Annotated in this window: 14 protein-coding genes; 9 read left to right on the plus strand and 5 right to left on the minus strand. The window is 70.9% G+C overall.

Going from position 1 to position 12,554, the window contains the following annotated elements; translation table 11 throughout:
- Positions 1-68 precede the first annotated feature (68 nt).
- Entirely contained in the window at positions 69-509 is a 441-nt protein-coding gene (mce, locus tag ACNJ93_RS22245; protein ID WP_418959182.1) for a methylmalonyl-CoA epimerase, read from the minus strand.
- A gap of 137 nt (positions 510-646) precedes the next feature.
- Between mce and ACNJ93_RS22250 the strand changes: the two genes are divergently transcribed.
- Positions 647-1,849, plus strand: coding sequence for an acetyl-CoA C-acetyltransferase (locus ACNJ93_RS22250; RefSeq protein ID WP_418959183.1), 1,203 nt, complete (start codon positions 647-649; stop codon positions 1,847-1,849).
- A gap of 25 nt (positions 1,850-1,874) precedes the next feature.
- Complete coding sequence (gene meaB, locus ACNJ93_RS22255) at positions 1,875-2,831, plus strand: methylmalonyl Co-A mutase-associated GTPase MeaB (RefSeq protein WP_418959184.1); 957 nt, start codon at positions 1,875-1,877, stop codon at positions 2,829-2,831.
- Between the two features lie 67 nt (positions 2,832-2,898).
- Here the strand turns inward: meaB and ACNJ93_RS22260 are convergent, their stop codons facing one another.
- The 4 genes from ACNJ93_RS22260 to ACNJ93_RS22275 all read right to left on the minus strand — a co-directional run bounded on the left by ACNJ93_RS22260 (position 2,899) and on the right by ACNJ93_RS22275 (position 5,565).
- Entirely contained in the window at positions 2,899-3,375 is a 477-nt protein-coding gene (locus tag ACNJ93_RS22260) for a MarR family winged helix-turn-helix transcriptional regulator (RefSeq protein WP_418959185.1), read from the minus strand.
- 119 nt (positions 3,376-3,494) lie between these two features.
- Entirely contained in the window at positions 3,495-4,280 is a 786-nt protein-coding gene (locus tag ACNJ93_RS22265; RefSeq protein WP_418959186.1) for an AIM24 family protein, read from the minus strand.
- Positions 4,277-4,927 (minus strand): AIM24 family protein, encoded by a 651-nt coding sequence (locus tag ACNJ93_RS22270; RefSeq protein WP_418959187.1) that lies wholly within the window; start codon positions 4,925-4,927, stop codon positions 4,277-4,279. Before ACNJ93_RS22270 ends, ACNJ93_RS22265 begins: the two co-directional genes overlap by 4 nt.
- Complete coding sequence (locus ACNJ93_RS22275; protein WP_418959188.1) at positions 4,927-5,565, minus strand: AIM24 family protein; 639 nt, start codon at positions 5,563-5,565, stop codon at positions 4,927-4,929. The genes ACNJ93_RS22270 and ACNJ93_RS22275 overlap by 1 nt, the downstream gene beginning before the upstream one ends.
- Positions 5,566-5,757: 192 nt before the next feature.
- Between ACNJ93_RS22275 and ACNJ93_RS22280 the strand changes: the two genes are divergently transcribed.
- From ACNJ93_RS22280 to ACNJ93_RS22310, 7 genes are all read left to right on the plus strand, one after another.
- A complete protein-coding gene (locus ACNJ93_RS22280; RefSeq protein ID WP_418959189.1) occupies positions 5,758-6,102 on the plus strand; it encodes a DUF3817 domain-containing protein in 345 nt (114 codons plus the stop codon).
- A complete protein-coding gene (locus ACNJ93_RS22285) occupies positions 6,099-6,395 on the plus strand; it encodes an MTH1187 family thiamine-binding protein (RefSeq protein WP_418959190.1) in 297 nt (98 codons plus the stop codon). Before ACNJ93_RS22280 ends, ACNJ93_RS22285 begins: the two co-directional genes overlap by 4 nt.
- A gap of 150 nt (positions 6,396-6,545) precedes the next feature.
- Positions 6,546-7,232, plus strand: a complete 687-nt coding sequence (locus ACNJ93_RS22290) for a hypothetical protein (protein WP_418959191.1) — start codon at positions 6,546-6,548, stop codon at positions 7,230-7,232.
- The gene (locus ACNJ93_RS22295) at positions 7,229-7,912 is read left to right on the plus strand and encodes a DUF4166 domain-containing protein (RefSeq protein WP_418959192.1); all 684 of its coding nucleotides are present in this window, start codon (positions 7,229-7,231) and stop codon (positions 7,910-7,912) included. Before ACNJ93_RS22290 ends, ACNJ93_RS22295 begins: the two co-directional genes overlap by 4 nt.
- Entirely contained in the window at positions 7,909-8,607 is a 699-nt protein-coding gene (locus ACNJ93_RS22300) for a TetR/AcrR family transcriptional regulator (protein WP_418959193.1), read from the plus strand. The genes ACNJ93_RS22295 and ACNJ93_RS22300 overlap by 4 nt, the downstream gene beginning before the upstream one ends.
- A gap of 163 nt (positions 8,608-8,770) precedes the next feature.
- A complete protein-coding gene (locus tag ACNJ93_RS22305; protein ID WP_418959194.1) occupies positions 8,771-10,591 on the plus strand; it encodes a glycosyltransferase family 2 protein in 1,821 nt (606 codons plus the stop codon).
- A 3-nt stretch (positions 10,592-10,594) separates the two neighbouring features.
- Positions 10,595-12,547 (plus strand): galactose oxidase-like domain-containing protein, encoded by a 1,953-nt coding sequence (locus tag ACNJ93_RS22310; RefSeq protein ID WP_418959195.1) that lies wholly within the window; start codon positions 10,595-10,597, stop codon positions 12,545-12,547.
- The last annotated feature ends 7 nt before the right edge of the window (positions 12,548-12,554 follow it).

Genomic DNA, 12,554 nt, shown 5'->3' on the forward strand with positions numbered 1-12,554 from the left:
CGCAGCACGCGACCCCCGACCGGCCCCGGCCCGGAGCCGCCCACTCTACCGGGCCAGGAATCCGGAGGTCAGTGCTCCGCTGAGGCGGGGTCAGCCGACGTGACCAGTTCCGTCAGCACACCGTGGCAGTCCTTCGGGTGCAGGAAGGTGATCCTCGACCCCATGGAGCCGATGCGCGGCTCGTCGTACAGAACCCGCACACCCTTTTCACGGATCGCCGCCGCGTCCCCGTCGACGTCCGCGGTGCCGAAGGCGATGTGGTGCACGCCCTCGCCGTTCTTCGCCAGCCACTTGGCGACGGTGGAGTCCTCGCGGGTCGGCTCCAGGAGCTGGAGGTACGAGGCGCCGCCGTCGGACGTCTCGTTGATCTTGAGCATGGCCTCGCGGACGCCCTGCTCCTCGTTGACCTCGGTGTGGAAGACCTCGAAGCCGTACGTGGCACGGTAGAACTCGACGGTCTTGTCCAGGTCGAAGCAGGCGATCCCGATGTGGTCGATACGCGTCAGCATTCCTCCAGTGCAGCGCCTGGGTACTGGTTACGCAACGTGCGCGCCGTCACACCGGCTCGCCGGTGACCGTGCGCGGTACCGCTCAGTACTGTGGCGGTAAACCCTCGTTCACCTCTCATCCCAAGGGGCTGTGCCTCATGTCTGGAACGACCGGTACCACGTCAGTGATCGTCGCGGGCGCCCGCACGCCCATGGGTCGGCTGCTCGGCTCCCTGAAGTCCTTCTCGGGCGCGGACCTCGGCGGCTTCGCCATCAAGGCCGCCCTCGACCGCGCCGGCATCGGCGGCGACCAGGTCCAGTACGTGATCATGGGCCAGGTGCTGCAGGCCGGCGCCGGCCAGATCCCGGCCCGCCAGGCCGCCGTCAAGGCCGGCATCCCGATGAACGTCCCGGCGCTCACCATCAACAAGGTGTGTCTCTCCGGCCTGGACGCCATCGCGCTGGCCGACCAGCTCATCCGCGCGGGCGAGTTCGACATCGTGGTCGCCGGCGGCCAGGAGTCCATGACGAACGCCCCGCACCTGCTGCCGAAGTCCCGCGAGGGCTACAAGTACGGCGCGATCGAGATGCTCGACGCGATGGCGCACGACGGTCTGACCGACGCCTTCGAGAACATCGCCATGGGCGAGTCGACCGAGAAGCACAACACCCGTCTGGGCATCCTCCGCCCGGAGCAGGACGAGATCGCCGCGCTGTCGCACCAGCGCGCCGCGGCCGCGCAGAAGAACGGCATCTTCGAGGCCGAGATCACCCCGATCGAGATCCCGCAGCGCAAGGGCGACCCGGTCGTCTTCGCCAAGGACGAGGGCGTGCGCGCCGAGACCACCGTCGACTCCCTCGGCAAGCTGCGTCCGGCCTTCGCCAAGGACGGCACGATCACCGCCGGCACCTCCTCGCAGATCTCCGACGGCGCCGCCGCGGTCGTCGTCATGAGCAAGGCGAAGGCCGAGGAGCTCGGCCTGGAGTGGATCGCCGAGATCGGCGCCCACGGCAACGTGGCCGGCCCGGACAACTCCCTGCAGTCGCAGCCGTCCAACGCGATCAGGCACGCCCTGAAGAAGGAGGGCAAGTCCGTCGAGGACCTCGACCTCATCGAGATCAACGAGGCGTTCGCGGCCGTCGCCGTCCAGTCCATGAAGGACCTCGGCGTCACCCCCGAGAAGGTGAACGTCAACGGCGGCGCCATCGCGCTCGGCCACCCGATCGGCATGTCCGGCGCCCGCGTGGTGCTGCACCTGGCGCTGGAGCTCAAGCGCCGCGGCGGCGGCCTGGGCGCGGCCGCGCTGTGCGGCGGCGGCGGCCAGGGCGACGCGCTCATCATCCGGGTCCCCGGCAAGTAACCCTCAGGCAAGGAGCAGCGAGCCCATGGTGGACGTTCCCGCACTGGTCGCCCAGGCACGGGAGGGCCGGCCGCGTGCCGTGGCCCGGCTGATCTCGCTCGTGGAGGGGGCGTCCCCGCAGCTGCGCGAGGTGATGGCCACGCTGGCCCCGCTGACCGGCGGCGCCTACGTGGTCGGCCTGACCGGCTCGCCCGGCGTCGGCAAGTCGACGTCGACCTCGGCGCTGGTCACCGCGTACCGCAAGGCGGGCCGGCGGGTGGGCGTGCTCGCCGTCGACCCGTCCTCGCCGTTCAGCGGCGGCGCGCTGCTGGGCGACCGGGTCCGGATGTCGGAGCACGCCTCCGACCCCGGCGTCTACATCCGCTCCATGGCGACCCGCGGGCACCTCGGCGGGCTCGCCTGGGCGGCGCCGCAGGCCATCCGCGTCCTCGACGCGGCGGGCTGCGACGTGATCCTGGTCGAGACGGTGGGCGTCGGACAGTCGGAGGTCGAGATCGCCTCCCAGGCCGACACCTCCGTGGTGCTGCTCGCCCCGGGCATGGGCGACGGGATCCAGGCCGCCAAGGCGGGCATCCTGGAGATCGGCGACGTGTACGTGGTCAACAAGGCCGACCGGGACGGCGCGGACGCGACGGCCCGGGAGCTCAACCACATGCTGGGCCTCGGCGAGGCCCGCGGTCCGGGAGACTGGCGGCCGCCGATCGTGAAGACGGTCGCGGCGCGCGCGGAGGGCGTGGACGAGCTGGTCGAGGCGCTGGAGAAGCACCGCGCCTGGATGGAGGAGCACGGCGTGCTCGCCGAGCGGCGGGCCCGCCGGGCGGCCACGGAGGTCGAGACGATCGCGGTGACCGCGCTGCGGGAGCGGATCGGCGACCTGCACGGCGACCGGCGGCTGGACGCGCTGGCGCAGCGGATCGTGGCCGGCGAGCTGGACCCGTACGCGGCGGCGGACGAGCTGGTCGCGGGCCTGACGGGCAACTGACGGGTCCCGGACACGCGTAGAGCCCCTGTGCAGGCGCACAGGGGCTCTTCCGCGTACGGGCGCGGGGCTACGGCTTGCCGCGCACCCCGCGCAGCTTGTCGGCGACGGGCTTCAGGGACTCGTGGAGGTCCGTCAGCGCCTCGGCGCTCAGCAGGTCGATGAAGTGCTTGCGCACCGACTCCACGTGGTGCGGGGCGACCTTGCGCATGGTCTCCATGCCGTGGTCGGTGAGCACCGCGTACAGTCCGCGCCGGTCGGACTCGCAGTTCTCCCGGCGGACCAGGCCCGCGTTCTCCATGCGGGTGATCTGGTGCGAGAGCCGGCTCTTGGACTGCAGGGTGGCGGCGGCGAGGTCGCTCATGCGCAGGCGCTGGTCGGGCGCCTCGGAGAGGTTGACGAGGATCTCGTAGTCGTTGTTGGTCAGCCCGAAGGGCTGCAGATCCTTCTCCATCTGATACGTCAGCATTCTGTTGACGTCCAGGTACGTGCGCCAGGCACACTGTTCCGCGTCGGTGAGCCAGCGGGTGGCCGTCTCGGTCTCCATGTATGGATTCTACCTAAGAAGTTGAATACTGGACGAACTGCGGGAGTGTGACGCCAGGCACCCGAGCCCCCGCTCCCGGTGCACACGTTCGAGGGACGTCACACTCCGCAGACTACCGTTCACAGGCCGAAGCGACGCTGGAGGTCCCCCAGCTGTCCGGGAAGGCGCGGTACGCCGCCCGGGGCGCCCTGGGGGGAATGGCCGGAACCGTGCTGTCCGGGGACGCCGGGCTCGTGCGGGGTGTGGCCCGTCGAGCGCTCCGGCATCAGCGTCTCGGTCGACTGCAGCAGGACCGTGCCCGCGCCGATGAACTCGAACTGGTGCTCCTCGCCGGAGACCCCGCCGAGGCCCGTCAGCGCCCGTACGCCGCCCATCACGCCCGTCATGTAGCCGTGGTCGTAGTGGTGGCAGGGCGACGGGCAGTCCGCCCAGCCGACCAGCGCCTGCGGGTCCACCCGCAGTGGCGGCTCCATGAAGACCACCGGGCCGTTCGAGGCCGCCACGAACTTGCCGGTGCCGATGAGCGTGACGAAGCCGGGCACGATCGACTGCTTGAGCGCCAGGGACGGCTGGAAGGCCAGCAGGTTGCCCGAACGGATCGTCAGGTTCCCGTTGTCCAGGTCGTACGAGTTCACGTCGAAGGCGCGGTCCGCGAGCAGCATCTTGCCCTGGCCCTCCGCCACCACCCAGTCGCTCGCGTGCAGCGGCGAGTGGAACGAGCTGCGGACCAGCCGGTCGAGCCCGGTGTGACCGATGCCGTTGAACGTCATCCGCCCGTAGTAGGCGATCATCTTGCCCTTCTGCAGGAACCACTGGGAGCCCTTGAGCTCCACGCAGAAGGTGTACGGGTTGACGTTGTCGTCGACGGGCAGGCTGTGCGGGTCGAAGATGACAGGGGTGCTCACAGCTTCTCCTCCGAGGCCTGGACGTAGACCGTGCCGTTGCCGCTCAGCTCCAGCTGGAACGCCTCGCCGGAGCCGCGGCCCACCATGTCGCGCCAGCCGAGCGCCGTGGAGAGCTTGTTGCGGACGTCCCCGCGGTGGGCGACGTACGCCTGCGGGTCCACGTGGACCGGGCGGTTCGGGTGGATCGGCAGCTCGATCACGCCGCCGTGGGCCATCACGGCGACCTCGCCCTGGCCCTTGAGCGTGGTGGTGAACAGGCCCTGGCCGGTGACCTGGCCGCGGACCATGCCCATCACGCCGCCCTGCGAGCCCATGAACATGGTGCCCTGCTGCAGCGCCCCGTCGAAGGCGAGCAGCCGGTCGGCCTCGACGTACAGGGTGTCGCCGGCCAGCCGGATCACCTGGATGTGGTGGCCGCCGTGCCCGAACATCACCGTGCCGCTGCCCTCCACGGTCATCAGCGGCGTCGCCTCGCCGGCCACCCGGCGGCCGATCATCGACATCAGACCGCCCTGGCCGCCGGTGATGTTCGGCGTGAAAGAGACCTCGCCCCGGTACGCCAGCATCGCCCCGCGCTGGCTGAACATGCGCTGTCCGGGGATGACGGTGGCCTCGACCATCTTCGAGTTGACCTCGCGGAACGGCATCAGACGTCGCCTCCGATCGTGTTCCGCTCGCTCGGCTGCACGTACACCAGGCCCTCGCCCTCGAAACGGATCTGGAAGGCCTCGCCGCCGCCCTCGCCGAGGAACGTGCGGAACGTCACGCCCGACTGGAAGCTCTGCTGCAGGTTGCCCTGGTGCGCCACGTACGCGCCGGGGTCCACGGAGAGCGGGTAGTCGCGGGAGACCCGGAGCACCACGGCGGGCCCGTCGGACATGATCGCGGCCTGGCCGGTGCCCTCCACGGTGGTGGTGAACAGGCCGTTGCCGGTCGCGCCGCCGCGCAGGCCGGTGAAGGAGGTGCCGGTGCGCAGCGAGGCGTCGGTGCACAGGAGGTTGCTGGCCTCCACCCACAGCTTGTCGCCGTGCAGGTTCACCAGGTTGATCTCGGAGGCCCGGTCCGCGAACCAGCACGTGCCCTGGCCCCGCACCTCCATGACCTCCATCTGCTCGCCGGTGAGCCGGCGGGTCACCATGCCGCGCAGGCCCTCGCCGCCGCCGGTCATCTTCTTGAACGACATCTGGCCGTCGTAGGCGACCATCGAGCCGTTCTTCGCCTTGACGGCGTCGCCTGTCATGTCGACGGCGAGCACTTTGCTGCCTTGGAGTCGGAACGTAGCCACGGCAGGACGTTACTGGGTGGCTTCGGCACCCGAACAGGGCCCCCGGGACGATCCGGACCCTGAGAAGACCCGGGGTCGCCCGGCGGGCCTCGCTGCCGGACCCGCCTAAAGGAACGGCAAAGACGGCTGTCACAATGGACCGAACCTTGTGCACCGATTCACAAGATCGACCGCGAATCCGAAGGTGAACCCGTGGACATCAAGACCGCCTCTTCCCTCCACCGCCTCAGGCTCGTCTCCACGCCCGAGGCCGTCTCGTTCCTGCTGCTGCTGGTCTGCTCGGTGCTGAAGCGCACCACCGAGTTCAACGCGGTGCCGGTGATGGGCGCGATCCACGGTCTTCTCTTCGTCCTGTACGTGCTGTTCTGGCTGGACTCCTGGAACCGCACCAAGTGGAGCTTCAAGACCGCCGCGCTCTACTTCGTCCTCTCCGTGGTGCCCTTCGGCGGCTTCTTCGCCGACCGCAAGCTGCGCCGCGAGGCGGAGAGCGCCGTGATCGCCGCCCGCGCCCGTCAGGAGAGCGTGGTCAAGGCATGATCGTCGCCTTTTCCGTCACGCCGCTCGGTGTGGGCGAGGACGTCGGCGAGTACGTCGCCGACGCCGTCCGCGTGGTCCGCGAGTCCGGCCTGCCGAACCGCACCGACGCGATGTTCACCTCGATCGAGGGGGAGTGGGACGAGGTCATGGACGTGGTGAAGCGCGCCGTGGCCGCCGTCGAGGCCCGCGCTCCCCGCGTTTCCCTGGTTCTGAAGGCGGACGTGCGTCCCGGCGTCACCGACGGTCTCAGCTCCAAGGTGGAGACGGTCGAGCGGTACCTCGCCGCCGGCTGACCGCCCCGGCGCAACCAGGAAAGCCCCCGGCCCCAGGGTCGGGGGCTTTTTCGCGCCCCGGGGTTGAGCGAGTGCTCAAACTCGGCTACCTTCCCGTTGAGCAGTCGGTTTGAGCGCTCGCTCAAACCGACTGGACGAGGGGGAGAGGGCATGGGGCTCTACGTCGAGACGCGCGTCCGCGCCGGCATGGAGACGCTCTGGGAGCGGACCCAGGAACCGGCGGAGCACCAGCGCTGGGACCTGCGGTTCACCGAGATCGCCTATCTGCCGCGCGCCGAGGGGGAACCCCAGCGCTTCCGGTACGCCACCCGCGTCCTGCCCTTCCTGGCCGTCGCCGGCACCGGTGTCTCCGCGGGGGAGCGCCACCGGGCCGGCGGCGACCGGGTCTCCGCGCTCCGCTTCGCCTCCCCGCACCCGCTCTCGCTGCTCGCCGAGGGCAGCGGCTACTGGCGCTACGTCCCCGGCCCCGACGGGGTCCGGTTCCTCACCGGCTACGACTACCGGCCGCGCTGGGGCCGCTTCGGCCGGGTCGCCGACCGGCTGGTCTTCCGGCCGCTGATGGGCTGGGCCACCGCCTGGTCCTTCGACCGGCTGCGGCTGTGGTGCGAGCACGGCATCACCCCGGAGCGCTCCCGCGCCCACTGGCAGCTCGAACTCGCCGCCCGCGTCCTGACCGTGGCGCTCTGCGCCGCGAACCCCTGGACGCTGCTCCTCGCGCTCGCCGCCGCCGTCCTCGTACCGCCGTCCTCCCGTACGCCGGCCGCCCGGCGCTGTCTGCGGACCCCGCCGCCGCGGACCGCCGCCCCGCGGCTGCTCGCCACCCTGGAGCAGAGGTGACCTCGATCTTCCGCACCGCCATGGGCGAGGCCGCCTTCGCCCGGCTGCACCCCCAACTGCAGCGCCGCTTCTCCGTCGGCCTCGACAGCGGGGAGGCGTGCACCGGGCGGGGCGTCATGGACCGGATCTGGCACGGCCCCGCCTACGTCAAGCCGTTCCTCGCGCTCGGCGGGCTGCGCAACATCCTCGTCCCGCGCACCGGCCGGCAGGTCCCCTTCACCATCGAGAACGTGCCGTACACCGACTCGTACGGCCGCGAGACGGTCACCTTCGTCCGCACCTTCGCCCTGCCCGGCGGCCCGCGCCGCTTCGACGCCACGATGATCCACAGCCCGGAGCGCGGCTGTGTGCTCGACTACCTCGGCACCCACCAGCACCTCGCCAGCGATCTGCACCTGTCCGCCGAACCCGACGGCTCGCTGCTCATCCGCTCCGGCGAACACCGGTTCCGTGAGGGTCCGTTGGACGTCCGCGTCCCCGAACTCATCGGCGGCGAGGCGGAGGTGAGGGAGTCGTACGACGAGGCCGCCGGCCGCTTCCGCATCCGGGTCCGCGTCGTGAACCGGTACGTCGGGCCGCTGTTCGGCTACGAGGGGTCGTTCACCGCCGAGTACCACGACGTACGCTCCCACGGGGTGCGCGCCGGGCTGCGCCCCGTGCGCGAGGAGGTGCGGGCGTGAGCCAAGGGGCGAAGAGCCGGGGGACCGGGACCCAGGAGACGAAGAGCCAGGAGAGCAAGAGCCAGGAGACCAAGCAGAAGCTGCTCGAAGGCGCGCTGAGGACCCTGACCGAGCAGGGCATCGCCAAGACGTCCGCGCGGTCGGTCGCCGCGGCCGCCGGGGTGAACCAGGCCCTGGTCTTCTACCACTTCGGCTCCGTCGACGAACTCCTCGCCGCCGCCTGCCGCCACGGCTCCGAGCAGCGCGTCGCCCGCTACCGCGAGCGGCTCCAGGAGGTCCGCAGCCTCACCGAGCTGCTCGCCGTCGGGCGGCGGATCCACGCCGAGGAGCAGGCCGCCGGCCATGTCGCCGTCCTCGGTCAGCTGCTCGCCGGCGCCCAGACCCACCCTCGGCTCGCCCCGGCCACGGCGGCCGGCCTGGAGCTGTGGATCGCCGAGATCGAGCGGGTCCTCGTCCGGGTCCTCGGCGACAGCCCGCTCGGCCCCTACACCGACCCCGCCGGGCTGGCCCGCGCGGTCGCCGCCTCCTTCGTCGGCCTGGAGCTGTACGAGGGCGTGGACAAGGCCGGCGCGGAGGCCGCCCTCGCCGCGCTCGAACAGCTCGGCACCCTGATGAGTGCCCTGGAGGACCTCGGCCCGGTCGCCCAGAAGGCGGTGCGCTTCACGCTGCGCAGGCACGGCGCGGCGCAGGTCTGAGGCACCCTCACCCAGGCCCCGCACGCCCCGGCGGGACCTCGGCCGCGCACGCCCGCCCGAAACCTCCCGCCCGGAAAACCGCTCTCTCGGACGCCTCCAGTCGACACGTCGCACAATCTCCCCTTTCGTGGGGATATCGACCAACTCGACAGCTGGAGGCACCGTGCGGCCGCAAGGCTACGACTACGACACCTACAGCCGGCTCGCCGGGCCGCCGGCCGAGCCCACCGGTTCGGTGCACCAGGTGCAGTACCGCAGCTTGCTGTCGAAGGAACCGCACCGAATACGAGCCGTCCTCCTGATGAGCCTCGCGCCGGTCCTCTCCGCGCTGCTGCTGGTCTATCTCGTCTGGCCCAGCCACTGGACCGTCCGAGAGGGCGGCGACCGCCGGCTCGTCGCCCTCGACGCGGTCATGCTCGTGTCGATCGGTCTGATCTGCCTCTTCATGCTGATCAACGTCACCTCGATCGCACACGCCACGATGGTCGCCCGCGACCCGGTGCCGGTGACACCGCAGCCGGGCACCCGTGTCGCCTTCCTCACCACGTACGTGCCCGGCAAGGAGCCCCTCGGCATGGTCCGGGCCACCCTGCAGGGCGCCGTCCGCATCGAGCACGACGGCGTCCTCGACGTGTGGCTCCTCGACGAGGGCGACGACGCACGCGCCAAGGCGCTCTGCGCCGAACTCGGCGTCCGCCACTTCACCCGCGCCGGCGTCCCCGAGTGGAACCGCCCCAAGGGCGCCCACAAGGCCCGTACCAAGCACGGCAACTACAACGCCTGGCTCGCGATGCACGGCGACGACTACGAGTTCTTCGCCTCCGTCGACACCGACCACGTCCCGCTTCCCAACTTCCTCCAGCGGATGCTCGGTTACTTCCGCGACCCGGACGTGGCCTTCGTCGTCGGCCCGCAGGTCTACGGCAACTACACCTCACCCGTCACCAAGGCCGCCGAGTCCCAGCAGTTCCTGTTCCACGCGCTGATCCAGCGGGCCGGGAACCGCTACCACGCCCCCATGTTCGTCGGCACCAACAACGTCGTCCGCATCTCCGCCCTCAAGCAGATAGGCGGCCTGTACGACTCCATCACCGAGGACATGGCCACCGGTTTCGAACTGCACCGCCGCAAGAACCCCCGCACCGGCCGGTACTGGCGCTCCGTCTACACCCCCGACGTGCTCGCCGTCGGCGAGGGACCGGCCTCCTGGACCGACTTCTTCAGCCAGCAGCTCCGTTGGTCCCGCGGCACGTACGAAACCCTCCTCAAGCAGTACTGGAAGGCGCCCTTCCGCGTCCCGCCGGGCCGGCTGCTCAACTACTCGCTGATGCTCGTCTACTACCCGATGACGGCCGTCAACTGGTTCCTGGGCATCCTCAGCTGCGTCCTCTTCCTCTGGTTCGGCGCCTCCGGCACCCAGGTCTCCTCCTCCGTCTGGCTGATGATCTACAGCGACGCCGTCGCCCTCCAGATCGGCCTCTACCTCTGGAACCGCCGCCACAACGTCTCGCCGCACGAACCCGAGGGCTCCGGCGGACTCGCCGGCATGATCATGTCGGCGCTCTCCGCCCCGATCTACCTCAAGTCCCTGGGCTCCGCCCTGCTGCGCACCCGGGGCCGCTTCGTCGTCACCCCCAAGGGCGGCGAGGCCAGCCCCGACCGGCTGTCCACGTTCCGCATCCACCTGTACTGGGCGGCCGTCCTCGTCGCCTCGCTCGTCGCCTCCGTCCACCTCGGCCACACCCACGCGGCCATGCGGACCTGGGCCGTCCTCGCCCTCGTCGTCGCGCTCGCCCCCGTCGCCGTCTGGCTCCGGACCGGCGTCCTCGCCCGCCGCTCCGTGCGCCTGCGCGCCGAGGCCCGCGCCCGCACCCGCGCCCGGGGCCTCGCCGACGCCCGCGAGGGCCTCGGCCTGCCCGCCGCCGGAGGGGCGCCCGCGTCCACGGCGCCGGCCACCGCGCCCACGACCACCGGAGGGAACTGACACATGGCCTACCGGCCGTCGGACAAGCTCAAGAAACAGCTCCTCGGCGGTGGGGCGGTCCTGCTCCTCGCCGGGCTCAACGCCCCCGCCGCGGTCTCCTTCGCCACCGAGAAGTACCACGCCTACAAGATCGCCCAGCCCGGGTACAAGGCGAAGTACGGCTCCTGGCAGCAGCTCGACGTCCCGCCCGGCTTCCGGGTCAACGCCATCCACGCCGCCCTGCTGCACACCGGCAAGGTGCTGCTCATCGCCGGCTCCGGGAACGACCAGAAGAAGTTCGACTCCGGCACCTTCGACACCATCCTGTGGGACCCGGCCCGCAACACCTTCAAGAAGATCCCCACCCCCGAGGACTTCTTCTGCGCCGGCCACACCCAGCTCCCCGACGGGCGGCTGCTCGTCGCCGGCGGCACCGCCCGCTACGAGATCCTCGACGGCGCGGTGAAGAAGGCCGGCGGCGGCATGCGGGTCAAGAACGAGAGCCCCGACAAGGCCGTCACCCTGAAGAAGGGCACCGTCTTCCGCTCGCCGTCGGGCGTCGAGTACGTCTCCACCTCCGACGTCACCGTCCCCAAGGCCAAGCGGAAGTTCGAGATCTCGTACTTCAAGAGCGGCCAGATGAAGCCCTGGAAGACCAAGGTCACCGCCGGCGAGGCGCGGGTCTTCGTCGAGGCCAGGAAGGCCGGCCCGCAGGCCCTGACGACGGAGGCCGCCCAGTACGTAATCGTCGGCCTCAAGGGCAAGGACGCCGACAACGTCTACGGCCTCGCCCAGAAGCTCACCACCGAGAAGCAGGACTTCCAGGGCATCAGGGCCGCCTACGAGTTCGACCCGAGGGCCGAGCGGTACATCCCCGTCGCGCCCATGAAGGACGCCCGCTGGTACCCCACGCTGGTCACCCTCCAGGACGGGCGGGTGCTCGCCGTCTCCGGGCTCAACGACGTCGGCGACGTCGTCCCCGGCGACAACGAGATCTACGACCCCAGGACCAAGAAGTGGACCAAGGGCCCCTTCCGCTACTTCCCGACCTACCCCGCTCTCTTCCTCACCCAGGGCGGCAAGCTGTTCTACTCCGGCTCCAACGCCGGCTACGGGCCCGCCCACAAGGGCCGCGAGCCGGGACTGTGGGACCTGAAGACCAACACCTTCACGCGGCTGCGCGGACTCACCGACGCCGACCAGCTGGAGACCTCCGCCTCGCTGGCGCTGCCGCCCGTGCAGGCCCAGAAGTTCATGGTCCTCGGCGGCGGCGGGGTCGGCGAGTCACCGCTGTCCACCGCCCGCACCTCGATCATCGACCTGTCCAAGCCGGGCGCCCGCTTCACCGACGGCCCCGCGCTGCCGCAGGGCACCCGCTACCTCAGCAGCGTCCTGCTCCCCGACGACACCGTCTTCACCACCGGCGGCTCCGAGCAGTACCGCGGGCGCAGCGGCAGCGACATCCTCAAGGCCCAGTTCTACGATCCCGGCTCCAACACCCTGCGGCCCGCCGCCGACCCCACCGTCGGCCGCAACTACCACTCCGAGGCGCTGCTGCTGCCCGACGGCCGCGTCGCCACCTTCGGCTCCGACCCGCTCTTCGACGACGTCGACAACACGAAACTCGGCACCTTCGAACAGCGCGTGGAGGTGTTCACCCCGCCGTATCTGCACGGCGGGGCGAAGCGCCCGGTGCTCGGCGACGGCCCCCGGGAGCTCGACCAGAACGGCCGCGCCACCTTCCGCACCGCCGACGCCGCCCGCATCACCGCGGCCCGGCTGATGCGGCCCAGCGCGGTCACGCACACGACGGACGTCGAACAGCGGTCGGTCGCCCTGGGCCTCACGAGGACGAAGAACTCGGTCACCGTGGAGGCGCCGCTGGACCGGACCCTGGTGCCGCCCGGCTGGTACATGCTCTTCGTCACCGACGCCAAGGGCACCCCCTCCGAGGCGAAGTGGGTCCGGGTGGACTGACGGTACG

It is taken from the genome of Streptomyces tritici (genome assembly GCF_048500665.1).
Classification (GTDB): Bacteria; Actinomycetota; Actinomycetes; order Streptomycetales; family Streptomycetaceae; genus Streptomyces; species Streptomyces tritici.